Here is a 26907-nt window from a genome sequence, read left to right as displayed (position 1 = left end):
ATAACCTGCAGTATTTAGATATTGATTGCTATGCCAATTCCAAGATAATTAAAATTTAATTTATGTTGTTCTAAATTATAAGTTTTTATATTATAAACAATTGGTGAATAGTTAATTTTTGTAAATATTTTTATATTATATTGTGCTTTATTGTATTTAAATGTGTCTATGGATATTCCAGGTTCAATTTCTAGTCCTGCTTGTAGTGTATCTTTTATTTTTAGTGGTCTGTAAATAGCTTTTACGTCTTTTTTATCTTTATTGTAAGATAAAAATATTCCAGAACATATATATAATATAAATCGATCTTTTGTAAAGAATTCATATGTAACTCCAGATGAGAATCTATTTGTACGACTATTTATTTCAGTTGAATTGACATCATAATTTGTTGCAATGGCAAAGTAATATTTGAGTTTGGGTATTATTTTGTAATACATTGAATTTTTGGTTTGGAATGGGATCATAATGTCAAATCCAAAAGAAAAATTTTGGTTTAGGGTATATAAATTGTCTTCTGAGATGTTTTCATATTCTTCAGTAAAGACTATGCCAAATCCTCCTACACTGAAAAATTTATCCTTGTTTGAGAAATTATTTAAATTAAGGTTATTGATTGTAAAAAAGTTTTTAGAATAAAGTCTGTATTGAATTCCAATTCCAGTTTCTGCTTCTTGTGTTCTTGAATATGTTTCTATATTATTTATTTTATTTTGATTTTGATAGAAGAGTTGAGTTTCAATTCCTATAGACTCATTTCTAAAATTCATTGCAATGCTGGTTTTGAAAAAGTAATCTGCAAAATAAGATAAGTCTATGTAATTTTCAAAACTGAAAAATCTCATGTAAGAATAATTAATTGCTGCACTTAAAAGACCTCTATAATTGTAATTTTCATAATTTTTGGGAATTGGTCTTTCTTGTCTTAGGGTAAAATGCACTGCTTTTTGTATTAAAGAGCCACCCCAGTTTCCGTATATTAGGTTTTTAATACCGATGCCAATATCAATATTTCCAAAATATTGTGTTTTTGTTTTTATTGGGAATGGAAAATAATACATGAAGCCAATTTCTAAAAGATCAACTCTTTTTCTTGATTGTTCTGGAGAATCTTTATTACCTCTAAAAGTTAACATGTGTGCTTCTGCATTGATCATAAAGTTATATTTTGATTCATGGGTAAATATTAGAGAACCACTTCTGAGATCATCAAAAAAATCAGAGAATGCAAATCCAAGGCTATCATTTAGTTGATTGAAATGGTATTTTTCCACTCCATCGTTTTGATATTTTATTGAATAATTATATGCATAAGAATTGATTGTTAATATTATGATTATTATTTTGAGAGGAAATTTTATTAAGTACATTTACAATTAAATATATCAAATATAGCATTTTTATGCGAATATATTATTATATTTTATTAATTGTGGTTAATTACTGATGATAATTTTGATTAAATCATTTATAATATATTTTATACTTTCTTTTTTTTAATTATATTTTTTATTATATACTTGAAGATTAATTTTTCGTTTGGGGTTTTATATGAGAAAAATAGTGATTATTGATGGACTTAGATCTCCTATTACTAAGTTTGGGGGAGCATTAAAAGGAATGAATATTATTGATGTATCTTCAGATATTGTGAGGGCTTTGCTTGCAAGAAATAATATTGATGGGGTAGATGAGGTTATTATTGGAAATGTAATTTCAGCAGGTCTTGGTCAAAATATTGCTAGGCAGATTGCTTTAAAGGCTGGCTTGAGTGAGGTTGTTCCTGCATTTTCTGTAAACAAAGTTTGTGGTTCAGGACTTAAGTCTTTAGAACTTGCATTTAATTCTATAGCTCTTGGTAATAGTGAAATTATTTTAGCTGGTGGTGTAGAAGATTTGAGTAATGCGCCATATCTTTTGCCAAGGGGTGTTAGATTTGATGGTTTAAAATTTGGTGATTTTAAAATAGAAGACTTGATATATAAGGATGCTTTAGTTGATACCCCAAGTGGTACTGTAATGGGACTTACAGCAGAAAATTTAGCAGAAATGCATGAAATTACAAGAGATATGCAGGATCAGTTTGCATATAATTCTCATCAGAAGGCTATAGTAGCAAGAGATAGTGGCTATTTTAACGATGAAATATATCCTTTGTCGATTTTTGATAAAAAGACAAAACTTAAAAGTGTTGTATGTAGCGATGAAGAGATACGTGATAATTTAAGTTTGGAGAAACTTTCATCTTTAAAACCAGTTTTTAAGGAGGGAGGTACTATTACTGCTGGTAATTCGTCTAGTTTAGATGATGGAGCTTGTTTCTTAATATTGGCAAGTGAAGATTTTATATGCAAGATGGGAATAGAACCTTTAGCTTATATTGGTGGTTTTAAAAGTGTAGGCTTAAATCCTCTTCATATGGGGTTTGGGGCTTTTCTTGCTATTGATAAGATTATAGAAAAATTTAGTTTAATCCCAAGTGAAATTGATTTTATTGAAATAAATGAAGCTTTTGCAGCACAATCGTTAAGTGTTTTAAAAGCTTTACGTCAAAAATATAATGTACAAGATAGTATTGTCAATGTTAATGGAGGAGCTATTGCTTTGGGGCATCCGTTTTCAGTTAGTGGTGCTAGAATTTTGTTAACACTTGCACGTCTTATGAAGATTAATAATAAGTCAAAAGGGATTGCCTCTCTTTGTATTGGGGGTGGTCAGGGTATAGCGTCTTTCTTATATAGATGAATGATATTCTTATTTTAAACTAGATTTAAATTTAATGTTTTGTTAAAATTTTAAGTAGAAGTTTAGTTTGATAAGTGATTTAAAGGTGATTTTATGGGTAATTTTTTGTGTTTTCTGTTGTTTTTTTGTATAGGAATGACTTCTTTTGCTCAAAATACTCCTGTTGTTATTATTAATTTGCATAGTAATGAAATTATTACTAAGACAGAATTTGATTCTAAAGTAAATACATTGAAAAAGACACAAGGTAGAGACTTAAGTAATGTTGAGAAAAAACAAGTTTTACAAGTGTTGATAGCCGATGTTCTTTTTGGTCAAGAGGCTTTAAAGCAAGGAATTAAGGTTGAAGATGAAGAAGTTATGCAAACAATTAAAGCTCAGTTTGGCCTCTCAAATCTTACAAATGAGCAAATTAAACAAATGATAGAAAGTCAAGGTACAAATTGGAATGAACTTTTATCTTCAATGAAGAGATCTATTTCTGCACAAAAATTAATTTTAAAGATTGCTCAGCCTAAATTTTCAGAGATCAAAGTTCCAAGTGAAAAGGAAGTCATTGAATATTATGAAGCCAATAAAACTAAATTTGTTAATCCTGATATGGCAAGGATTAGCCATGTTTTCTTTTCTTCAAAAGATAAGAAGAGATCAGAGGTGCTTGCAAAATCAAAAGATATTGCAAATCAGATAAAATCAAAGAAGATTACCTTTGAAGAAGCCGTAAGGAAATATTCGAATGATGAGGCTTCTAAGGTTAAAAATGGGGATCTTGGATTTTTGGCACGAGGTGATCAGAATGCTCAAAGTGTTCTTGGAGTAGATTTTATTAAAGAAGTTTTTATGCTTAATAAAGGAGACATTTCTCAACCAATATTATCAAAAGAGGGTTTTCATATAGTTAAAGTTACTGAAATGTATTCTCAAAGGTTTTTGGATCTTCAAGATAAAATATCTCCTAATGTAGATATGACTGTAAAAGATGCTATAAAAAATAATATGGTTAATATTCATCAGCAGCAAATTGTTGCTAGAGTACAACAAGAGCTTTATGATAAACTTAATAAGTCTGCTAGTATACAAATTTTGGATTCTAGTCTAAAATAAAGAAAAAATATTTATAATATTAGTTATGGACTTGAGACATAAGGCTAGAGTATTAGCTTTTCAAAAAATTTACAGTATTGATGTTAATTGTAAGGCACGAGATAATATTTATGATATTTTTAATCTTGAAGATCATGGATTGGATTTAGAAGAGGATTTAAAATTATTTTATTCTGTTTTGGTTAATGGTACTTATGAGAATTTAGAATTTATTGACAAATTGATTAGTGGTATTTCTCTTAATTGGCGTTTAGAGCGTATGGATAAGGTTGATCTTGCCATATTGAGGATGAGTGTATATTCACTTAAGTTTCAAAATTTGGATGTTCCCAAGAGATTTATAATAGATGAAGCTATTTTGATTGCCAAAAGGTATGGCAGTAAAAATTCTTATAAATTTGTTAATGGGATACTTGATGCTTTGTTGAAAAATATGGAGAGCTCATTTGAAAGCAGCAAATAAGGTATTATTATTTTTTATTTTATTTTTAATCCTTTTTATATCAATTTTTGTTTATTTGGGCTTAAATCCTTATGTCTTATACATATTAAAGGGTAAACGAAATTTTAATGAAATTATTTCAGAAGTTGATAGTTATCTTTTAAATGAGAATTTGGAAGATGCTGAGAAGGCAATAAGATTTTATTCTTATTATGCTGATACTGAATATAAGTGGCTTTCTCTTATTAAAAGGGTAAAGCTTTATTCTGATAAAGTTAAGCATTATTTATTGATGAGCGATATTTTAGACCTGAGTGTTAAGATTTTGCCTGGAAATTTGAAGCTTAGGGCACTTGAGGTATATTCAAAACTCAAGGTAGGTGCTGTTTTAGAGGCTTATGATATTGCAAAGCAGTATCTTTTAGGATATAAGGAATATAAACATTTATATGATGAGGCTTTTATTAAAAGTTTGATTTTAAGTTACAATGTAAAAGATATTAAAAATTTTTTAATTAAAATAGAAAGAGAAAGAGATGCTTTTGCTTTTGAGACTTTAGGTTTAAATCTTCAGAATAATGCATTTTTAATTAATGCAATGCTTTTGTATATGGAAAAAAAGGATTTAGATTCTGCTAAGAGAGTACTTTTAATACTAAAAGAAGATAAAGATTTTGCCAAAGAGCTTGCCTATATTTCTTATGGTCTTGATAATTTAGATTTGACTATTGCAAATCTAAAGCTTAATAATAGTAGTGAACCAAGTTTAATGTTTTTGTTAGCGGATGCCTATTTAAAAAAGGGTGATATTCATAATGCTAAGATTGAATATTTAAAACTTTATACCGATTTTCCTGATTATAGTATGATGGTATATCTTGGTCTGGCATTTATTGCGAAAAAAGAGAATGATTTAAAACGTGCTATTGCTTATTTACATAAGGCTAATGAAAAATTTAAAGAAAGTGAAATGGTGAATTATTATTTAGCTAATATTTATTTTGAGTCCAATGATTATTTCAATGCAAATGAGATTGTAAAAAGATATAAAGATAGTCCTTTATTTTTTAAACTTTATTTTGTATTAAATTATTCAAATTTAAAGTACGAGGCTAAAAAGTCTTTTTTATGGCGCTTATTTTATAGATCAAATTATAGTACTGAAATTGCTCAAATTTTGGCTTGGAACTTGCTTCTTTATTCTGATCTAAGAGATTTGGATTTGTTTTTTAAGATTTATGATCCTGTTGGTGGAGTTCAAGATTGGTATTTTTTTTATAAATTTTATTATTTTTTCCTTAGAAAAAAATTGAATGTTGCAGAAAAGGTGATCTTTGAGAGTCAAGTGGGCAAATACTTATATGGTGTTTATTATAATCTTGGAGTTTTAAAATTATATCAAAAAGATTACAAAAAGTCTGAGGAATATTTTAGTAAGTCAGTTTCTCTTTTGCCTTTTACCCTTGATGATAAGAATAAAATTACTCTAAGAGAACGTGAAGATGTGGCAAAAGTGTATTTAAAGCGCGGGATTAATTATCTTTATTTAGGTGAATTTGAAAAAGGACGGGAGGCTATTTTAACTTCTCATGTTTTTTGTGAAACCAATGAGAGCAAACTTTATGTGAATATGATAGAAAATATGAATATGATAGAGATATTTAAAGAGAGGAATTGATTATTTGAAATTAAGATTAAAATCTAGAGAAGAGATTGAAAAAATTAGAGCATCTGCAAGACTTTTAGCTCAGATTATTTTAGAAATTGAAAAGAATATTACTCCTGGAATTAGTACTAGAACACTTGATTTAATTGCCAGTGATTTTATTGCTAAAAATGGGGCCAAATCTGCTTTTAAGGGATATAATGGATTTAAGGGAACTATTTGTGCATCTATAAATGAAGAGGTTATTCATGGAGTTCCTGGGCTAAGAGAACTTAAAGATGGAGATGTTATTAGTATTGATTGTGGAGTTGTTTTAGATGGGTTTTACAGTGATATGGCTAAGACTTTTAAGGTGGGTAAAGTAAGTGCTAAGGTTAATAAGTTAGTAGAAGTTACAGAAGCTGCTCTTTATAAGGGAATTGCTGAGGTGAAGGTTGGTAATCGAATTTTAGATATCTCAAGGGCTATTGAAAATTATATTAAACCATTTGGTTTTGGAATAGTTAGGGAGTATACAGGACATGGTGTTGGTTTTTCTTTGCATGAGGAGCCTAGTGTTCCAAATTATTATGAGCCTTTTTTTAAAAATATTAGGATTCAGGAAGGTATGGTTTTAGCTATTGAGCCAATGGTGAATTTAGGAGGATATAAAGTTGCTGTTAAGAATGATGGCTGGACAGTGTTTTCATCTGATTTGAGTTGTTCTGCCCATTTTGAACATACTGTTGCTGTTGTTGATGGTTTGCCTTTGATTTTAAGTGAGATTTGAGGAATATTAATTAAGGTATTATTTAAAGATTTGGTTTTATATTATGGAGGTGTATAAAATGAAGAAAAATTTTATTTCCTTATTTGTTGCAAGTTTTTTAGCTTTAGCTATTGGGTTTTTTGTTGGAATACATTATTTGGAATCGGATAAAAATACTATTGTTTTTGCACAGGAAAAGGTTGATACTGTACAATTTTTACAAGATTCTTTTAGAAAGGTATCTAAAAAGATTTTGCCGTCAACTGTGGAAATTTATGCTACTGGGTTAGTTAAAACCCGTGATCTTTTTCATTTATTTTTCTTTTTTGATATCCCAGGGCTTAATTTTGAGAAGAAGGCGCAATGGGGTGGTTCTGGAGTAATTATTGGAAGAGATTCTAAGAAAACAAATTTGTTTTATGCTCTTACAAATAGTCATGTTGTAGATAATGCTATTGAATTTGAAGTTGGAACTTATGATAATAAAGTTTATAAAGCAAAACTAGTAGGTAAGGATGATAAGAAAGATATTGCACTTATTAGTTTTGAAGCTGATGATGCAGCTATTGCAATAGCTGAACTTGGTGATAGTGACGGACTTGAGATAGGGGATTGGGTTATAGCTGTTGGGAGTCCTCATCACTTTAGTTTTTCAGTTACAGCAGGAATTATAAGTGGTCTTCATCGTTCGGCTAATCCTAATTTGAAAGCACGAAATTCGTTTATTCAAACAGATGCGGCTATTAATCGCGGTAATTCTGGGGGACCTCTTGTAAATATTAAGGGGGAAGTTATTGGGATAAATACTTGGATAGCAGCTTCTCCTTCTGGGGGCAATCTTGGACTTGGGTTTGCTGTTCCTATTAATAATGCTAAGAGTATTTTTGATGTTTTGATGAGTGGTAAGAATAGTGAATCTGCTTGGATGGGCATTGATTTCCATCGTTTAAGAAGTAAGGATCCCGAATTTCTTAAAAGCTTAGGTTATGATGATGATTTTGGTTCGTTAGCAATTATTGCTGGTGTTTTTGATGGTACAGCAGCTTTTAGAGCAGGACTTAGAGCGGGCGATGTAATTAGTAAGATCAATGATGTTTCAATGAATTTTTTCTATGATGTTAAGCAATATATTAATGATTTTTATGCTAAAGAGAAGATTAAAGTTGAAATTTTAAGAGGAAAAGAGAAAAAGAATGTTGAAGTAGAGCTTGATGTTAAACCTAAAATTAATAATGACAAGGAATATATCTCAGGGTTAAAATTGATACCAGGATTTACTGTTTATCCTTTAACTAAGGAAGTGCGGGCTCAACTTGGTTTGAGAAATTGGACTAATGGGGTTGTTGTGGACAGTGTTGATCCAACTTTAGGTACGAATCCTAAAATTTCGACAGGGGATGTTATTATGGCTGTTAATTCAAAAAGTATTAAAAGTTTGAGAGATTTCTATGACTCTGTTGAGTATGGCAAAAATACCTATAGTATTTTAAGAGATGGACAAACTTTTAAAGTGTCTTTTTAGTAATTAACTTTATTTTAAAGGCTTAAAGATACTTATCCTTTAAGCCTTTTAGATTTTGGAGTTATTGGTTTTGTCTTATATTTTAGATTTTTTTAAGTTTTAATAGTGCATATTTAAATCATAAGGTTAAAATTTAAGTGAGGTGATTTTGATTCATAATTTATGTTTTAGTTTTTTAGGAAAATTGATATTATTTATTTTTATGTTAATAAGTTTTATTTTTAATGAAGTACAGGCAGTATGAATTGTTTTTTGATTAAAGGCTTGTAAAATCAGAAAATATATTGATTGTGATTAAATTGGTTGTTTTTTAGATTAATCTTAATTTTTATATGTTTTGAGGTGTTATATTAATGAAAAAATTTGTTTCTTATGAAGAGATAAGAATGAATGGTCTTAAGCTTGCTTATAAGATTTATAAAGATGGATTTATTCCTGATATTATGTACGTTTCTTTAAGAGGAGGATCTTATCTTGGTAATATTATTAGTGAGTTCTTTAAATTTATTAAAGTAAAAAAACCTCTTCTTTATGCTGCTGTTGTTGCAAGATCGTATGATGTTTCAAATAAACAAAAAGGAATAATGATAGATGGATGGACTTATGATCCAAAATATTTAAGAGCGGGAGATAATGTTTTATTTGTTGATGATATTTTTGATACTGGACGTACGATTATTCATTTGCGAGATGAAGTTTTAAAGAGAGGGATAGATAGTCAGGATATTAAGATTGCTGTTTATGATTATAAGGAACGTGGGCATGTGAATTATAAGCCTGATTATTATGTTAATAAATATGCGAGTGAAGATGAGCTAAATACCTGGATACATTACAGTAATCATGAGTTAATAGGCTTGGCAGAAAATGAGTATAAATTTAATTTTGTTGATTTAGATGATGAAATGCATGAAATTTTAAAATTTTTGTCGAGTAAAATTTAGTTCTACTCAATTTTTATATATTCTAGTTCGTGATATCCTATTATGTGCAATGTTTTTGTTATTTTTCCTAAATCATCTTCTAAGATTGGGCCAATTAAAGCAAAATCTTTGTTTACATATGTATTTGTTTTATTTAGTGCTTTTATTTTGTTAAATCCATCTTTTGTATGAGTTGGATAGATTTTGATATTATACCATACGTTTTTTTCTAAATTTGATGTTTGTACGTTGATTTTATCTTGAGGATAATATATTTTTTTTGATTTTCTTATTTTTATGCTATTGTTTATAGGTTTTCTTATATCTTGTTTTTTATAAGTTTGATTAATTTGTAGATTTTGATCTTTTTTTTTAATAACTTTATGGTGATAATTTTCTTTTTTATAAGGATAATTTATTGTGTTGGATTTGTGAATCTCAGGCTTTTCTTTTTTGTGTTGATAATTTGATTTTTGGTTCTTGATTTCTTCTTCTATGTTTGAATATATTTTTAGATGATTGTCTAGTTTTGTATTTGAAAATAGCATTAATGTTATAGATATTAATAATATTTTATATAAGGTTTTTATTTGCAATTGTTGCCCCCTAAAACTTTTTATTAGAAATAAAGAGTTTTAGGAGTTCTTGGAAATGGTATTACATCTCTAATGTTGGTCATTCCTGTTATGTATTGTATTAATCTTTCCAGTCCAAGTCCAAATCCAGAATGAGGAGCTGTCCCAAATCTCCTTAAATCTAAGTACCAATTAAGAGTTTCTATTTCTAAATTTAGTTCTTTTATTCTATTATTCAACTTTTCCAGATTGTCTTCTCTTTCGCTGCCTCCAATTATTTCTCCAATGCGTGGAACTAAAATATCCATTCCTTTGACAGTTTTATTGTCCTCATTCATTTTCATGTAAAATGCTTTAAATTCTTTTGGATAATCAATAACTGTAGTAGGTTTTTTGATAATTTCTTCTGTTAAATATCTTTCATGTTCTGTTTGTAAATCCATTCCCCAGTAAGGCTGTATTTCAAATGTTTTGTTTGCATTTTCAAGTTTTTTAATGGCTTGGGTATAGGTAATAACTTCAAAGTTAGAGTTTATTACATCTTCAATCTTTTTAATTAAGCCTTTTTCAATGAAATTGTCAAAAAATTCCATATCTTGATTACAGTTATTTAGAGTTTCTCTTAAAATATACTTAAGGAAATCTTCAGCTAAATTGATATTGTCTTCAAGGTTAAAAAATGCCATTTCAGGTTCGATCATCCAAAATTCTGAGGCATGGCGTGTTGTGTTAGAATTTTCTGCTCTAAATGTAGGACCAAATGTATATATTTTTGATAAAGCCATTGCATAGGCCTCGCCATGCAGTTGTCCAGTTACTGTCAGGAATGCTTGTTTGCCAAAAAAATCATCTTTAAAGTCGACTTCTTTTTCTTTTGCAATGCTTTTGAAATCCAAGGTAGATACACGAAATATTTCACCAGCTCCTTCTCCATCGTTTGATGTAATAATAGGGGTTTGAATGTATAAGAATCCATTTTTTTGGAAATATTCATGAATTTTGTAAGAGATTTGATTTCTAATCCTGGCCACAGCTCCAAATGTGTTAGTACGAATTCTTAGATGGGGGATTTCTCTTAAGAATTCAAAGGTGTGTCTTTTCTTTTGTAACAGATATGTTTCTTGAGGTGATTCTCCAATTACATTGAAATTCGTTGTTTTAATTTCATAAGTTTGTCCTTTTGCCGGGCTTAAGATTAAAGTTCCGGTTAATGATATGCTGACACCTGTTGTAAGCTTTTTAAATTCTTTCTTTTCAAATCCAGGATCTTCTTCATCAATGACAGCTTGAATTCCTTTAAGATTGGACCCGTCATTAATTTCTAAAAATGAGATTTTACCATTACTGCGTTTTGTTCGGATCCATCCTTTTACTGTTATAATACTATCTAGTATGGGGTTATTTAAAATTTCTTTAATGCTCTTATGCATATTTTCCTCTTATATAATTTGGTATTAATAATAAATTATAATTTAAACTATGTTAGTTTTAAAGCTTGTTAACCTGTAAATATTATTGTCGTCATTGAAAGTGAATAAATTAGTTTTTATACTTAGATTTAAGTAATGCTTATGAGCAAGTTAAAGAATGTTGTAGTTATTTTTGATTCGGGTGTTGGTGGACTTTCTTATTTTGATTATATAAGTAAAAGGTTTGTTACTAGGAACTATGTCTATATTGCAGATAATAAAAATTTTCCTTATGGTGAGAAGAATCCAGATTTTATTTTAAAAGAGATTGTAAAATTAATTTTAAAGTTGGAACGAATGTATGATATTTCTTCAATTGTTATTGCTTGTAATACAGCTTCTATTAGTGTATATGACAAATTAAATTTTAGTTTTCCTATAATATATACTTTGCCTTCAGTTAGCTTAGTAAAGGAACTTGCATGTAAAAGAGTTATTTTAATTGCAACAAATTCTACCATTAATAGTGAATTTGTCCTAAGAGAGAAAAATTGTCATTGGGATTTAGTTGTAAAATCCGCAAGTGAACTTGTGAATTTTGTAGAATATGGAGATAGATTTAAATCAGATGCATTTAAGTATTTAAAATTCTTGAAGTTAGAGGTTCGGTCTAGTAGACGAGATATGGTTTTTTTGGGGTGTACGCATTATTTACACATTAAAGACATGATTGAAAGTTTTTTAGAAATTCCTGTTTATGAGAATCGTGAACTTGTGATTAATGAGCTTTCTAAAGTGTTAGAGGCTATTGATAGTAATCATAATTATTGTACACGTTATTTTTATTTAACTCAAAATGGGAATTTATGTTTCTATAAGAATTTTTTTAAGAGATATGGTTTTCATTTTAAGGGAATAATTAATTGAATGACCTTAGATTTGAGGTTCTCTGGGGCGTTAATAATATTTATTCTATTGTTGAAGTTAATACTAGTCTAATTTATGAGGGAGTTATTAAGGGAAAGATTTTAAATATTCAAGATAAAGAATATAGTCCTTTGGCTCCTGGTGATTTTGTTTGTGGGGATATTTATGATGAAGGCAAGGTGTACATTAAAGAGAGATTGAAACGTAGGAATGTTCTTTGGCGTTACAATAAGAAAGCTGATCTTAGACAAGTCATTGTTGCAAATATTGATAATGTTTTAATTGTTAGTTCTGCTAATCTGCCTGAGCTTAAAAATTCATTTATTGATAGAGTATTAATAGTTGCTGAAGAGCAAGGGATTACTCCTATTATTTTGATCAATAAGATTGATGAGGGCATAAGTGTTAGGGTTAATACTTTAATTAAAACTTATGAAGGTTTAGGTTATAAGGTTATTAAAACTTCTGCTATTACTTTTCAGGGAATTGAAGAGATAAAAGAGGTTATTAAAAATTCAAGAGTATCTTTTGTCGGGCAGTCTGGGGTTGGAAAATCTTCCCTTATAAATATGATAGATTTAAATGCCTCTCAGGCTATAAATGAAATATCTTATAAATATGCACGCGGTAGACATACTACAGTTTATGCTGTGGCTTTTCGTTCTGATAATGGGGTGGTAGTTGATACTCCTGGAGTAAAGGAATTTGGAATTGAAAGTTTAGACCCTCTTAAGCTTAGATATTATTTTAGGGAGTTTATAGATTTAAATGATTTATGTAAATTTAATTCTTGTTTGCATGCAAATGAGCCAAGTTGTTTTATAATGAGTCAAATTGGATTTAAGATTTCAGGAGTTAGATATAATAGTTATTTAAAGATTGTAAATGAACTTAAGAGGTATAAACGTTATGCAAGAGAAATATTTAGAAAAAATTGATTTTTATCAAATTTTTTCTTCGGTTACTTCTTATGTGGCTATTTCAGATACTGTTAAGCTTTTGGGTGAGCAACAGATATTGAAAACTGAGGAAGAAATTAATCAATTATGTTTTTTGGTAAAGTTGATTAAAGATCTTATTGAAGTTTATGATGAATATCCAAATTTTCCTCTTGAGAGTATAAATGATTCTATTTTGTTACTTCTTAAAGAAAATTCAAGACTTTCTATTGAAGAGATTAAAAATATTATTTTTTTTCTAAGAGAAGTTTTAAGGATGGTACTTTTTTTAGAAAAAAGTGAATTTGAGATTGAAATTTTAAAACAATTATTGTTTGTAGATCCAAGTTTGAAGTCTTTATTAGAAGATTTATGTAAGTATATTGATGTTGATGAACTTAAAATAAAACGAGGCGTTTTTAAGGATTATGATGAGATTGATTTTGAAATTAGGAATTTAGATAAAAAAATTGAAAGACAGATCAAGCAGATAATAGATTTAAATTCGCAATATTTAACTTCTACGCTTGTTTATTATAAATCAGGCAAATATACTATTGCACTTAAATCTAGTTTTAAAAATAAAGTTAAGGGTAATGTTATATCTATTTCATCATCTGGTGAGACATTTTATGTTGAACCAAATGAAATAGTGAGTGAAAATAACAGGTTGGGTTTTTTAAGTTTTGAAAAAACACGCATAGTTTTGAAGATTTTGCAAAAACTTTCAGATAAAATTCGTAAACATGTTGTTCTTTTAAAAGCTCTTTATAGTAATTTTTTGTATTATGATTCTCTTAAGGCCAGGGCAATTTATGGAATAAGAAGTCAAGGACTATTTCCTAAGTGTGGTAGTAGTCTTAATATTGTTAATGCCCGGCATCCTTTAATACAAAATGCTAAATCTATAAGTTTTTGTCCTTCAAATAATAGGGTTGTAGTTATTACAGGTCCTAATGCTGGTGGTAAGACGGCAACTTTGAAAACAGTTGCTCTTTTGAGTGCTATGTTTCAATTTGGGATTCCTGTTCCAGTTGATGAATCTAGTACTTTTAAAATTTTTGATAATATTTTAGTTGACATTGGGGATGATCAATCAATTGTGAATTCACTTTCAACTTTTTCAAGTCATATGAGTAATATTGCTTGTATTTTGAAATATGCAACAAAAGATAGCCTTTTAATATTTGATGAATTTTGTTCTGGGACTGATATTGAACAAGGGCAAGCGCTAGCTGTGGCTATTCTTGAGCATTTAATTAATATTAATTCTTTTGTTATTATTTCGACTCATTATAATGTTCTTAAGTATTTTGCGTATACTCATGAATTTGTTATTAATGCTTCTATGCAGATGGATTTGGAAAAAATGAAGCCTAGTTATAATTTGATATTTTCTGTTCCAGGTGATAGTTTTGCTTTTAGTGTTGCAAGCAAGTCTTCTATTGCTTCTGATATAGTGCTTAGAGCAAAAGATATTTATGCATCTAATAAGACAGAAGTTAATGAGATATTAGAAAGACTTGCAGAAAAGGAGAGAGAAATATATTTACTTGAAGAGGAATTAAAGGATAAGCATAGTCTTGTTGCACTTAAAGAAATAGAGATTAATAATATTAGGGATAATCTTATCTTAAAAGAAAGAGATTTGGAAGAGGGATTTGTAAATGAACAAAAAGAATTTTTAAAAGCTTCAAGGAAAACTTTAGAAAATTTGGTTAGAGAGATAAAAGAGGGTAGTGTTTGTACTATAAAGAATAAAGAATTCATATCTAATATTGAAAATAATATAGTTTCAAAGATTACTAAAATTGGCTTGCTTAATCAGCAGATTTTAACTCAGGTTGAATTTAAGGTAGGTGATAAAGTTCGAGTATCTGGTTCAAATTCTTCAGGGGAAATAATAGGTGTTACTAAGAAAGGATTTATTGTAAATACTGGTGTTTTTAATATTACAGTTTCATCTTCTAATTTAGAAAGAATACTGGACAATAAGCACTCTAGAAATGATAGTAAAAAAAATTTTAGTTTTTCTTTTGAGAGTCAAGATGATGATGTATTCAGTTTGACTGTTGATATTAGGGGAATGAGAGTAGCTGAGGCTATAGACTTTTTAAACAGGAAAATAGATAATATGTTACTGAGAAATGTTTATAAATTTGAAATTATTCATGGCAAAGGAGAAGGTCTTCTGATGGAAGGTGTGCATGCATTTCTAAGAGGCGCCAAATTTATTAAAAAATATTATTTTGCTCATCCAAGTGATGGTGGAGTTGGAAAAACCATAGTAGAATTTTAAATGGGTATATCAAGGTTTGAAAAATTTGAGAATGTATTATTTAATATTTGCCTTAATGTTGATTTTGTTCTTGAATATGAATTTGGTAATGCTTATGAAGTGCATCCAAGTAGGCTTCCTAGGGGTAAGGCAGCTAATGGTTTGTTGGATGGACTCTTTCGTGTTACTACTTCTTTTACCCTTGGATATGGGTCTAAATTTGGAAGAGGATATTTGATCATTATTGAAATAATAACTCTTGATATAGTTGATGTAGAATTTAGCAACAGGGTTATAGAAAGGGGTATTGAAATTTTTGGTGAAAAGCTAAAGGAAAAATTTCCAGAAAGAAAACTTTCTATAGTTTACGATATTAACGTTTACAAAATTATTGGAGATTTTTTTAGTAATATGTAATTTTCAATGTTTTGACTTTTAGTAATTACAGGTTTATTGGTATACTTTTATTTGAAGGTTTGTTTATCAAGCATTTTGAGTTATTTTTTTTGTATGTTAAGGAGTTTTAGTGCAGTTTGAAGTTAAAGATCTGATAAATAAAATTAAAAAAGATGGAGTTGAAGAAGCTGAAAAATTAGCAAGTGAGATTATTCTTAATGCAAAGAAAGAAGCGGAGACTATTGTTTTAAAAGCCGAGAGTGATGCTAAAGAATTAAAAATGAAAGCTGAAAGGGAAGCTGAGGCATATAAAAGACATTCTCTTGAGGCATCTCGTCAAGCGGTCAGAGATTTGATTATTGGTACTGAAAAAAATATTAAATCTCTTTTTAAGGCTTCTTTAAATGATTCTGTTGCTAAGGTTTATGATGATAATTTTTTAAGAGAACTTATTCTTAAAGTTGTAGATGTTTGGAGTGGAGGTGATAAGATAGACATAATACTCAGTGAGTCTGATCTTTCTAATTTATTATCTGTTTTGAGAAGTGAAATAGGAAATAGGCTGGATCATGCAATTGAGGTTAAACCTTTTAAAGGCATAAGTAAAGGCTTTAAAATTCAGCAAAGAGACGGTAATTTGTATTATGATTTTACATCAGAAACTATTGCTGATATTCTTTTTGAATATTTAAATCCAAGGTTTAAAGAAGTTATAAAGTTGGTTTAGGAGATGTAGTATGTTAAGTTCATATTACTATGTTGTGTCATCATTGCCTTATCTTGATTTAAATAGTGGTTCAGAGAGTATATCAAGTTTTTTTGATAATGTTGAGGTTGCTTTAAACAAAGAAGATTTTCTTTATTTAAAAGCCCTGTCAGAATTTAAATTTGTTAAGGGTCGTTTAAAAATAATTGATCAGTTTCTTGAATTTGAGGAAATCATAAAGTATACTCTGGCAGCGATTAGAGCTGAAAAATTGGGATTTTCAAGGGATATGTATTTAGAATCTTCTTATTTTTCTAGTTATTATGTAGGGATTTTAAAACCCCTTCTTCTTAAGGAGAATCCTTTTGAGGTAGAATTAGGACTTGATATGTTAAAGTGGCAGTTTTTGACAGAGCTTGAAGTGGGAAATGACTTTAACTTTGAAAAGTTAGTAATTTATTTTTTAAAGTTAATGTTGGTTTCAAGAAGAAGTCTTTTTATAGAAGAGATAGGTGAGAATAATTTTGATGATGTTTGTCAAGAATTAAGCATGCAAATAAGTAAAAATTTTTGAAAGGGAATTTGAATGGAAGCTAGAGGAAAAGTAGTGGGAGTTATTGGAAATTTGGTTACTATTGAGATAGTTGGTACAGTTTCCATGAATGAGATTGTTTTTATTAAAACTGGTGGGCGTAGTTTAAAGGCTGAAATAATTCGTATTAGGGATGGAGAAGTTGATGCTCAAGTATTTGAAATGACTAGAGGAATTGCTGTTGGAGATGATATTGAGTTTACAGATAAGCTTTTAACGGTTGAACTTGGCCCGGGTATTTTAAGTCAGGTGTATGATGGTCTTCAAAATCCGTTGTCAGAACTTGCTGCTCAATTTGGGTTTTTTTTAGAGAGAGGCTTATATTTAAGTGCACTTGATAGAAATAAGAAATGGGGTTTTAATGCGACTGCAAAGGTTGGAGATATTGTTATTGCAGGAGATTATCTTGGGTTTGTTGTTGAAGGTACAATTAAGCATCAAATTATGATTCCATTTTATAGAAGAGATTCTTACAAAATTGTGGAGATCGTTAGTAGTGGCAATTATACTGTAGATGATAAAATTGCTGTTATTGAAAATGATGCTGGGGGCAGACATGTTATTACTATGTCGTTTCATTGGCCTGTTAAAATACCAATTACCAGTTATAAAGAGAGGCTTATTCCTAGTGAACCTATGGTAACTCAAACAAGAATAATAGATACTTTCTTTCCAGTTGCAAAGGGTGGTACATTTTGTATTCCTGGACCTTTTGGTGCTGGAAAGACAGTTCTTCAGCAAGTTACAAGTCGTAACGCTGATGTTGATATTGTAATTATTGCTGCTTGTGGTGAGCGAGCAGGTGAAGTAGTAGAAACCCTTAAGGAATTTCCTGAACTTACAGATCCAAGGACGGGTACGTCGTTAATGGAGAGAACATGTATTATTTGTAATACGTCTTCTATGCCAGTTGCTGCTCGTGAAGCATCAGTTTATACAGCAATTACTATTGGTGAATATTATAGGCAAATGGGTCTTGATGTACTTTTATTGGCAGATTCAACTTCAAGGTGGGCTCAGGCTATGAGAGAAATGTCAGGTCGTCTTGAGGAAATACCAGGTGAAGAAGCATTTCCTGCTTATCTTGGATCTGTTATTGCATCGTTTTATGAAAGGGCAGGTGTCGTTGTTTTGAATAATGGTACTGTTGGCTCTGTAACTGTGGGTGGTTCTGTAAGTCCTGCTGGGGGTAATTTTGAAGAACCTGTAACTCAGGCAACTTTAAAGGTTGTGGGAGCATTTCATGGTCTTACAAGAGAGAGATCAGATGCTAGAAAATTTCCAGCTATTAATCCTCTTGAATCTTGGAGTAAATATAGAGGAGTTGTTGGATTTGAAAAGACGGAATATGCAAGGGCTCTTTTAGTAAAAGGGAGTGAGGTCAATCAGATGATGAAAGTTGTTGGTGAGGAAGGTGTAAGTATTGGTGACTTTTTAGCGTATTTGAAGTCCGAGCTTTTAGATGCATGTTATTTGCAACAAAATTCATTTGATAGTGTTGATACTGCTGTAAGTCCTGAGCGTCAAAATTATATGTTTGATTTACTGTATGATATTTTACAATCAGAGTTTAAATTTGAAAATAAATTGGAAGCAAGAAGTTTTGTTAATGAACTCAGGCAAAATATTTTGGATATGAATCTTACTCCTTTTAAAGACGAAAAGTTTAATAAGTTAGAGGTTAGTTTAAAAAATTTAGTACGTTCTAAGAAGTTGGATTTTAGAGGTGTATAAATGAAGAGGGTATATAGCAAGATAGAATCTATTGTGGGGAATGTGATAACTGTGATGGCCGAGAATGTTAAATATGGTGAACTTGCCATTGTGAAGTCAAAAGATACAAGTTCTTTAGCTGAGGTTATTAAATTAGATAGAAGTCAAGTTTCCCTTCAGGTTTATAACGGAACTATAGGTATTTCAACTTCAGATGAAGTTAAGTTTTTAGGTCATCCAATGCAAGTGACATTTTCTGAGAATTTGCTTGGTAGAATTTTTGATGGGGCTGGGAATCCGAGAGATGGAGGACCGCGCCTTGAGGATAATTTAATTGAAATTGGAGGTCCATCAGCTAATCCTGCAAAACGTATTGTTCCAAGAAATATGATTAGAACAGGACTTCCCATGATAGATGTTTTTAATACTCTTGTTGAATCTCAAAAATTACCAATATTTTCTGTATCAGGAGAGCCTTATAACGAACTCCTTGTCAGAATAGCTCTTCAAGCGGAAGTTGATTTAATTATTCTTGGGGGAATGGGGCTTAAAAATGATGACTATTTGACATTTAGAGATTCTCTTGAAAAGGGTGGTGCTTTAAGTAGGACAATCTTTTTTGTAAATACAGCTAATGATCCTGTTGTTGAGTCTTTAACAGTTCCTGATATCTCTCTTGCTGTTGCCGAGAAATTTGCTTTACAAGGTAAAAAGGTTTTGGTACTTTTGACTGATATGACGAATTTTGCAGATGCTATGAAAGAAATTGCTATTACTATGGAGCAGGTTCCATCTAATAGAGGTTATCCTGGTGATTTATATTCTCAGCTTGCATCTAGATATGAAAAGGCTATTGATTTTGAAGGAGCAGGTTCAATTACTATACTTGCAGTTACTACAATGCCTGGTGATGATATTACTCATCCAGTTCCTGATAATACGGGGTATATTACTGAAGGGCAATACTATTTAAAGGGCGGCAGAATTGAGCCTTTTGGTTCTCTTTCAAGGCTTAAGCAAATGGTGAACGGTAACACAAGAGATGATCATAGAACGATTATGGATTCAATGATTAAGCTTTATGCATCTTCAAAGGAATCTATAGAGAAAAAAGCTATGGGATTTAATATGACAGAATGGGATGAAAAGCTTATTAAGTACAGTAGTATGTTTGAAAGTAAGCTTATGGATTTGTCTGTTAATATTCCTTTGGAAGAGGCTTTGGATTTGGGTTGGGAAATTCTCTCTAGTTGTTTTGAACCTAGAGAAACTGGAATTAGAACAGAACTTGTAGAGAAATATTGGTCTTTCAAAAAGGGTTAGAAATGCCTAAAGTTAAGTTAACTAAGAATGAGCTTAAAAAACAGAAAGATAGCCTTAAAATGTTTAATAGGTATTTGCCCACATTGCAGCTTAAGAAGCAACAACTTCATTTAGAAATTAGAAAAGTTGAAGCTCTTAAGAAAACTAAAAAGCTTGAGCAGGATAGGCTTAAGAAGGATATTAAGCCTTGGATTTCTTTATTTGGCGAAAGATTTACTTTTCAAGATTGGGTTCAAATTAAAAAAGTGGTAAAGAGTTTTGCAAATATTGCAGGCATTACTATTCCTGTATTTGATTCTGTTGAATATGAAGATATTAAACATGATCTTTTATTAACCCCTTGTTGGGTGGATAGAGGAATAGAGATTATTAAGAGTGTAGTGCAGATAAATGCAGAGCTTGAGGTTTTAAATGAGCAGACCAGGTTATTAGAGTGCGAGCTTAATACTACTTCTCAAAGAGTGAATTTATTTGAAAAAGTTATGATACCTGCTACTAAAGTTAACATAAGAAAGATTAATGTTTATCTTGGGGATCAGCAGACGGCGGCTGTTGTAAGAGGTAAGATGGCTAAAGCTAGTTTAATTTCAAATAAATAGGGATGTGTTGATGATTGTAAAAATGAGCAAAGTTTTGATTTTGACTTTATTAAAATATCAAAGAGAGTCACTTGAGATTTTAAGGGAATTGGGAGTTGTGCATATTAATTTTTGCAATAGAGTTTCAGAATCTTTAGAAAAAGTTGTTAAGGATAGGGAAATTTTAATTCAGGCTTTGTCTTTGCTTAGAGATGATTCTGAAGTAAAGATTCTAAGCTCTTCAAATGAAAATTTTTTAGATATTGCAAAGAGTATAATTAGTTTAGCTTCTGAGATTAAAGATTTGAAAGATATGCAACAGTCATTGTTTCATAAGAGAGATATTATATCTTGTTGGGGATATTTTTCTCTTGAGTTAATCAATAAATTGCGAGAAAGTAATGTTTATGTTCAGTTTTTTAAGTCTGAGCTGGATGAATATAGGAAATTGCTTACATCTTCTGAAATTAAAGTTGCTCTTATTAATAATTATAAAGGCAAGACCTATTTTGTGGCTATTAATGATTCTAAGCAGACGATAGACACGGCTGAAGAATATGAGTTTGAATTTGATCTTGATTTTATTGAGAGTAAGTTAAGAGTCATTGGTGAAATTTTGGATCAGAAATTGACACAATTATCAATTCTAAATAAATATAGAGACGTTTTAAGAGATGCAATCAAAGAGTACGATCAGATTGTTGAGTTTGAGCAAGTTGTGGCTGATATGGACTTGGAGAGTGACAATTTTGTGTATATTACAGGATTTGTTCCTGAAGATAAGAAAGAATCATTTCAAAATTTGAAGGGTAATTTTGTGGTACAATTTACAGAGCCGGGTGATGAATTTGTGCCTACTTATATAAAGCGAAAGGGGATTTCTAAGCTTGCCAAACCTATTTTCGATGTTTTAGAAACAATACCTGGTTATAAAGAGAGAGATGTTAGTTGTATTTTTATGTTGTTTTTCTTCGTGTTTTTTGGGATGATAATTGGTGATGCGGCTTATGGAATAATATTTTTATTGATAGGTATTTTTCTCAGTTTAAGAGATTCTATAAAAGGTAAACCTTTAACATCTGTTCATGCTTTAATATTTTATTTGAGTATGTCGGCAATATTATATGGTTCAGTCACTGGTACTTGGTTTGGAAGTAATCCTTTTATTCTTGAATTGTTTCCGCTTTTAAAGTCTTTCAAGATTGGGTATTTGACAGGAACTAATGGTATGCAAAATATTATGTTTATATGTTTTACAATAGGTGTTTTGCAAATATCATTGGCTCACATGTGGAATTTTATTCGAAAAGTGAAGGAAAAACCACGTATACATTCAATTGCTCAAATTGGGTGGCTTATTGTGATTGCTGGGCTTTATTATCTTGTTCTCAATTTAATACTTGGTAGAGATAGGTTCCCTATGCACAGTATTGTTCTTAATATGATATATGTTGGGGTTATGCTTGTCTTTATTTTTGAAAAACAAGATGGTTCAAATTTTTTTATGTGCATATTAAAGAGCGTTGCAGGAATAATAGAACAATTTTTAGCTACTGTTTCAGGATTTGCAGACATAATATCTTATATTAGACTTTTTGCTGTTGGACTTGCAGGACTTGCAATTTCTGATAGTTTTAATAGCATGTCAGTAGCTTTATTAAAATCATCTAATATTGGTCTTATAATAAGTGGCATTATTGTGATACTTTTTGGACATATCCTAAATATAGTATTATCTTTATTATCTGTTATTGTTCATGGAGTAAGACTTAATATGCTTGAATTTTCAAACCATTTAGGTCAAGAATGGAATGGATATTCTTATAGACCTTTTAGAAAAATTAAAGATTAAATAAGGAGAGAATTATGGATATAGGTTTAATAGGAGTTAATTCGGCTTTAACAATGGCTGCAATAGGTTCAGCTTTGGGTATGGGAGCTGCTGGTAGTGCTGCTATTGGTGCATGGAAGAGGTGTTATGTGCAGGGCAAACCCGCTCCTTTTTTATTAATTGTGTTTGTTTCAGCACCCCTTACACAAATAATATATGGTTATATTTTGATGAATACTTTAGCAGGGGTAATGACACAGACAGATCCTTGGTTATTATTCGGAGCTGGTTTTGGTGGTGGCCTTGCAATTTCTATTTCTGCTTTTGCACAAGGTAAAACTGCTGCAGGTGCTTGTGACGCTTTTGCTGAGACTGGTAAAGGATTTGCAACAAATCTTTTGGTTTTAGGTCTAATAGAGTCTGTTGCACTTTTTGTGATGGTCTTTTTGATGATATTTAAATTTGTTTAGATCTAAAGGATTTAGATATTAAATTTTCTCGCAATTTGTGAGAAAATTTAATATATTTATAATATGTTAAGATCTTTTGTGTTCCTTTTTATTTTCAGCTTGATCTTCAATTTGAATTCATCAGGTGTTAAAGAATTTCCATATTGGATTTTGCTTGAAAAAGGAAGGCAGTTTATTTATTCTAAAGAAGGATTTATTAAGTCTAATCTTACTAGTGCAATTAATTATTTACAGGAAGCTTTGCTTAGAAAAGGAATATATCCAGAGGTACATTATTATTTATCCGTCGCTTATAGCATGATTGGCAATGTTACACTTGAAAAATTACATCTTCAAAAAGCCTTGGAAGATAAAGATTATTTATTGGAGCGAGCTTTTGAGAAGAAAATACTTTTTTCTTTGGCAAAGATTGCAGAGGTTGAAGATAATTATGTTGATATGATTGATTATTTAAATGAAATTTTAACTAAATTTTCAAATAGTGATGATTATTATAATTATCACTATTTCGTGCAAAAATATGGAGATACTAAGGATAATAAGTTTAATATGTCATTTTATCTACATTCTTATTTAAAACAGGTAAGGGGAACTTCTGGTCTGGATTTTACTTTTAATCTTTATAGGTTTAATAATTATGATATTATTGATACTCATCAATTATTGTCAAAAGTATATTTAAAAATGGGTGCTTATGAGCTTGCGATTACTCATGGGCTTGTGGCTGCTGTTGGTATTTTGACTAAAATGTATGACTATGTGAGCTATTATGAACCTCTTTATGAGTTTAAAAATTTAAGATCTTTCATTCAAAAAATAAATGAATATACTGATGTTAAGACTAGTTTTAAGTCTACAGATTTTTGGGAAGTAGTGTATAATATTGCTTATGCTACTTATAGTTATGAGCAGCATAAACATAAGTTAAGAGCTATAGATACTTGGAAGTTGATAGTCGATCTTGCTCCTAGGTTTTCTCCTTATGTTTTAAAATCAAAGATTCAGATTAAAAATTTTTTGCTTAATAAAAATGTATATTAGTTGTAATATTTCTAAATACTATATTTAGCTTGGGGGAGGTTTTAAAATTAGTTCTTATAAAAGAAATTTTTGTATTATTGCACATATTGATCATGGTAAATCAACTTTAGCAGATAGATTTATACAAAAGGCTAAGATAATCTCAGATCGTGAATTCAAAAGTCAAATTCTTGATAGTATGGATATTGAAAGAGAGAGGGGCATTACAATTAAAAGTCAAGCAGTTACTATTGATTATAAGTGTAGTGATGGCAATATTTATGAACTTAATTTTGTAGATACCCCGGGGCATGTTGATTTTTCTTATGAAGTTTCAAGAGCGATTTCATCTTGTGAAGGAGCACTCTTACTGGTTGATGCAAGCCAGGGAATAGAGGCCCAAACTGTTTCAAATTTTTATATGGCATTTGAGCATGGTCTTGAAATTATTCCTGTTATTAACAAAATAGATTTACCAAGTGCTAATATTGATTTTGTAAAAGAGCAAATAGAGCATGATTTGGGATTAGATTCAAATATTATTGTTCCCATATCTGCTAAAAATGGCATAGGAATTGATGAGTTGCTTGAAGCTATTTGTAAATATGTTCCGTCTCCCAAGGGGAGTGCTAGAAATCCTTTAAAGGCTTTGATTTTTGATTCGCATTACGATTCTTATCGTGGTGTTGTCGTACATTTTAGAATTTTTGAAGGACAAATTAGAACTGGCGACAAGATTAAATTGATGCATTCAGATAGGGAATATTTAGTAGAAGAGATTGGAATTTTCAGGATACTTCTTGAAAGAAAAGATATTTTGGAATCAGGTGATGTTGGTTATTTTATTGGTGGAATAAAGAATATATCGGATGTCAAGATTGGAGACACTGTAACTCTTGTTGATAATCCAGCAAATGCACCTCTTGAAGGGTTTAAGGAAGTTAAACCTGTGGTGTTTTCTTCTGTTTATCCAGTTGATGCTAATCAGTATGACGATCTTTTAAAGGCAATGGATAGACTTAAACTGAATGATGCATCTCTTACTTTTGAAAAAGATGCATCAGCTGCTCTTGGACATGGGTTTAAATGTGGATTTTTGGGACTTTTACATTTAGAAGTAATTCAGGAAAGAATTGAGCGTGAATTTGATCTTAATGTGATATTAACATCACCATCAGTGCGTTATAAAATTATTCCTAAAAAGGGTAATCCTTATTTTATTGAAAGTCCTGAACAATTTCCTGGAAATGAAAATATTGAAGTTGCTCTTGAGCCTTATATTAGAGCTAATATTATTGTTCCCACTGAATTTTTAGGGAATATTATGAATGTTTGTTTGCTTAAAAGAGGCGTACAAGAAAATTTGATTTATCTTGATGCAAAACGTGTTGAAATTATTTATAAAATGCCACTTGCTGAGATACTTTTTGACTTTTACGATAAGATTAAGTCTGTAAGTCGTGGGTATGCTTCTTTTGACTATGCACTATTAGGATATGAGGAAACTGATTTAATTAAGTTGGATATTTTAGTTAATGGGGATAGAGTTGATGCACTCTCTCAGTTAGTTTTTAGGGATGGCGCAAGATCAAAGGCTTTAAGTATTTGTAAAAAATTAAAGGATGAGATTGCAAGACAACAATTTAAAATAGCAATTCAAGGGGCCATTGGTTCGAATATTATTGCACGTGAGACAATTTCCCCTGTTAGAAAAGATGTTACTGCTAAATGTTATGGTGGTGATATTACTCGAAAGAAAAAGCTTTTAGAAAAGCAAAAGGAAGGGAAAAAGAGACTTAAGATGATAGGAAATATTGAAATACCACAGAGTGCGTTTCTTGCTATTCTTAAGTCAGATGATAATTAATTTTATGCTTAAAAAAATAGGCTTTTAGTACAATAGTATCAATTGTCAAAGTTTGATAGATAAGTTAGCAAATATTTAGTTTTATAAAATGTTATTAAATTGTCATAAACTGTTATAAAATTATTCAATACCAATAAAATAATTTTGTATGGAGATGGTTTATGCTTAAACGTAATAAGGTTGTTCTTGTTGGAGCTGGTGGTGTTGGCTCAAGCTTTGCTTATGCTTTGACAATAGATAACTCACTTGTTCATGAGCTTGTAATTATTGATGTGGCTCAGGATAAGGCTAAGGGTGAGGTCATGGATTTAAATCATGGTCAGATGTTCTTAGAAAAAAATATTAAAATAGAATTTGGCAATTATGATGATTGTTCTGATGCTGATATTGTTGTAATTACTGCTGGTCTTAATCAAAAGCCAGGTGAGACAAGGCTTGATTTGGTTGACAAAAATACTAAGATTTTTAAACAGATTGTAACAAGTATTGTTGCAAGTGGATTTAGTGGTATTTTTGTAATTGCAAGTAATCCTGTTGATATTATGACTTATGTAACAATGAAATATTCTAATTTCCCAACTCATAAGGTTATTGGTACAGGGACCACACTTGATACTTCAAGACTTAGATATTTCTTAGCTGAGCATTTTAGTGTTAATACTCAGAATATACATTCATATATTATGGGTGAACATGGTGATAGTTCTTTTGCTACTTGGGATGAAACTAAAATAGCTATGAAGTCTTTATCAGAATATGTTGCTGAGGGAAAAATAGGAGAGGCAGAGCTTGATGCAATGCATAGGAATGTTGTCAATGCTGCTTATGAGGTGATTAAACTTAAAGGTTCAACTTATTATGCTATTGGACTTGGAATTAAGAGAATTGTCAATGCAATAATTAGCGACCAAAATCTTATTTTGCCAATATCTTCATATATTGATGGACAATATGGTAATGTTATTAATAATATTTATATAGGAGCTCCTTCTGTAGTTTGTAAAGATGGTGTAAAAGAAGTTCTTGATTTTGAAATAAGTGACAGGGAGCTTGAGAAATTTAAAATTTCTGCTAATCAGCTGAAAGGTTATATTGATAAAATAGAGTTTTAATTTTGCCCCAGTTGGGGCTTTT

General features: G+C 30.2%; 24 protein-coding genes. 21 read left to right on the top strand and 3 right to left on the bottom strand.

The window, feature by feature from the left end; genetic code table 11:
- Nucleotides 1–14: 14 nt before the first annotated feature.
- Nucleotides 15–1370 (bottom strand): hypothetical protein, encoded by a 1356-nt coding sequence (locus bcCo53_RS00540; protein WP_246938337.1) that lies wholly within the window; start codon nt 1368–1370, stop codon nt 15–17.
- A 181-nt stretch (nt 1371–1551) separates the two neighbouring features.
- Between bcCo53_RS00540 and bcCo53_RS00535 the strand changes: the two genes are divergently transcribed.
- The 7 genes from bcCo53_RS00535 (at nt 1552) to bcCo53_RS00505 (ending at nt 9171) form a co-directional block, all read left to right on the top strand.
- Nucleotides 1552–2745 (top strand): thiolase family protein, encoded by a 1194-nt coding sequence (locus bcCo53_RS00535; RefSeq protein ID WP_025407792.1) that lies wholly within the window; start codon nt 1552–1554, stop codon nt 2743–2745.
- Nucleotides 2746–2838: 93 nt separating this feature from the next.
- A complete protein-coding gene (locus bcCo53_RS00530) occupies nt 2839–3849 on the top strand; it encodes a peptidylprolyl isomerase (RefSeq protein ID WP_025407791.1) in 1011 nt (336 codons plus the stop codon).
- A gap of 25 nt (nt 3850–3874) precedes the next feature.
- Nucleotides 3875–4312 (top strand): transcription antitermination factor NusB, encoded by a 438-nt coding sequence (gene nusB, locus bcCo53_RS00525; protein ID WP_025407790.1) that lies wholly within the window; start codon nt 3875–3877, stop codon nt 4310–4312.
- A complete protein-coding gene (locus bcCo53_RS00520) occupies nt 4296–5969 on the top strand; it encodes a tetratricopeptide repeat protein (RefSeq protein WP_025407789.1) in 1674 nt (557 codons plus the stop codon). The genes nusB and bcCo53_RS00520 overlap by 17 nt, the downstream gene beginning before the upstream one ends.
- Before the next feature lie 4 nt (nt 5970–5973).
- A complete protein-coding gene (map, locus tag bcCo53_RS00515; RefSeq protein ID WP_025407788.1) occupies nt 5974–6726 on the top strand; it encodes a type I methionyl aminopeptidase in 753 nt (250 codons plus the stop codon).
- Nucleotides 6727–6784: 58 nt separating this feature from the next.
- The gene (locus bcCo53_RS00510; protein WP_025407787.1) at nt 6785–8227 is read left to right on the top strand and encodes a trypsin-like peptidase domain-containing protein; all 1443 of its coding nucleotides are present in this window, start codon (nt 6785–6787) and stop codon (nt 8225–8227) included.
- A 353-nt stretch (nt 8228–8580) separates the two neighbouring features.
- The gene (locus tag bcCo53_RS00505; protein WP_025407786.1) at nt 8581–9171 is read left to right on the top strand and encodes a phosphoribosyltransferase; all 591 of its coding nucleotides are present in this window, start codon (nt 8581–8583) and stop codon (nt 9169–9171) included.
- A 2-nt stretch (nt 9172–9173) separates the two neighbouring features.
- Here the strand turns inward: bcCo53_RS00505 and bcCo53_RS00500 are convergent, their stop codons facing one another.
- Together bcCo53_RS00500 and asnS are read right to left on the bottom strand one after the other, a co-directional pair.
- Nucleotides 9174–9746, bottom strand: coding sequence for a hypothetical protein (locus bcCo53_RS00500; protein WP_025407785.1), 573 nt, complete (start codon nt 9744–9746; stop codon nt 9174–9176).
- Between the two features lie 23 nt (nt 9747–9769).
- Complete coding sequence (gene asnS / locus bcCo53_RS00495; RefSeq protein WP_025407784.1) at nt 9770–11155, bottom strand: asparagine--tRNA ligase; 1386 nt, start codon at nt 11153–11155, stop codon at nt 9770–9772.
- Between the two features lie 141 nt (nt 11156–11296).
- On the opposite strand from asnS, the gene murI reads away from it, so the two are divergent.
- From murI to bcCo53_RS00425, 14 genes are all read left to right on the top strand, one after another.
- The gene (murI, locus tag bcCo53_RS00490; protein WP_025407783.1) at nt 11297–12061 is read left to right on the top strand and encodes a glutamate racemase; all 765 of its coding nucleotides are present in this window, start codon (nt 11297–11299) and stop codon (nt 12059–12061) included.
- Nucleotides 12058–12999: a ribosome small subunit-dependent GTPase A gene (gene rsgA / locus bcCo53_RS00485; RefSeq protein ID WP_025407782.1), complete on the top strand. Its 942-nt coding sequence runs from the start codon at nt 12058–12060 to the stop codon at nt 12997–12999. Before murI ends, rsgA begins: the two co-directional genes overlap by 4 nt.
- Complete coding sequence (locus tag bcCo53_RS00480) at nt 12971–15298, top strand: endonuclease MutS2 (RefSeq protein WP_025407781.1); 2328 nt, start codon at nt 12971–12973, stop codon at nt 15296–15298. The genes rsgA and bcCo53_RS00480 overlap by 29 nt, the downstream gene beginning before the upstream one ends.
- Nucleotides 15299–15694, top strand: a complete 396-nt coding sequence (locus bcCo53_RS00475) for a hypothetical protein (RefSeq protein ID WP_025407780.1) — start codon at nt 15299–15301, stop codon at nt 15692–15694.
- 109 nt (nt 15695–15803) lie between these two features.
- Nucleotides 15804–16400: a V-type ATP synthase subunit E gene (locus bcCo53_RS00470; protein WP_025407779.1), complete on the top strand. Its 597-nt coding sequence runs from the start codon at nt 15804–15806 to the stop codon at nt 16398–16400.
- A gap of 10 nt (nt 16401–16410) precedes the next feature.
- The gene (locus bcCo53_RS00465) at nt 16411–16953 is read left to right on the top strand and encodes a DUF2764 family protein (protein WP_025407778.1); all 543 of its coding nucleotides are present in this window, start codon (nt 16411–16413) and stop codon (nt 16951–16953) included.
- A gap of 12 nt (nt 16954–16965) precedes the next feature.
- Nucleotides 16966–18705: a V-type ATP synthase subunit A gene (locus bcCo53_RS00460; protein ID WP_025407777.1), complete on the top strand. Its 1740-nt coding sequence runs from the start codon at nt 16966–16968 to the stop codon at nt 18703–18705.
- Complete coding sequence (locus bcCo53_RS00455; protein WP_025407776.1) at nt 18706–20007, top strand: V-type ATP synthase subunit B; 1302 nt, start codon at nt 18706–18708, stop codon at nt 20005–20007. It begins immediately after the preceding gene.
- Nucleotides 20008–20009: 2 nt separating this feature from the next.
- On the top strand, nt 20010–20606 hold the full coding sequence (locus bcCo53_RS00450) for a V-type ATP synthase subunit D (protein WP_025407775.1): 597 nt from the start codon (nt 20010–20012) through the stop codon (nt 20604–20606).
- A gap of 10 nt (nt 20607–20616) precedes the next feature.
- Complete coding sequence (locus bcCo53_RS00445) at nt 20617–22437, top strand: V-type ATP synthase subunit I (RefSeq protein WP_025407774.1); 1821 nt, start codon at nt 20617–20619, stop codon at nt 22435–22437.
- 14 nt (nt 22438–22451) lie between these two features.
- Nucleotides 22452–22886, top strand: coding sequence for an ATP synthase subunit K (locus bcCo53_RS00440; RefSeq protein WP_025407773.1), 435 nt, complete (start codon nt 22452–22454; stop codon nt 22884–22886).
- 63 nt (nt 22887–22949) lie between these two features.
- Nucleotides 22950–23927: a tetratricopeptide repeat protein gene (locus bcCo53_RS00435; protein ID WP_038364762.1), complete on the top strand. Its 978-nt coding sequence runs from the start codon at nt 22950–22952 to the stop codon at nt 23925–23927.
- Between the two features lie 46 nt (nt 23928–23973).
- Nucleotides 23974–25773 carry a translation elongation factor 4 gene (lepA, locus tag bcCo53_RS00430; RefSeq protein WP_081725073.1) on the top strand — a complete coding sequence of 600 codons (1800 nt, stop codon included), beginning with the start codon at nt 23974–23976 and terminating at the stop codon, nt 25771–25773.
- A gap of 161 nt (nt 25774–25934) precedes the next feature.
- Nucleotides 25935–26885 carry an L-lactate dehydrogenase gene (locus bcCo53_RS00425; RefSeq protein ID WP_025407770.1) on the top strand — a complete coding sequence of 317 codons (951 nt, stop codon included), beginning with the start codon at nt 25935–25937 and terminating at the stop codon, nt 26883–26885.
- The last annotated feature ends 22 nt before the right edge of the window (nt 26886–26907 follow it).

The organism is Borrelia coriaceae, from assembly GCF_023035295.1.
GTDB classification, from domain to species: domain Bacteria; phylum Spirochaetota; class Spirochaetia; order Borreliales; family Borreliaceae; genus Borrelia; species Borrelia coriaceae.
This window is presented reverse-complemented; position numbering and strand designations above follow the sequence as displayed.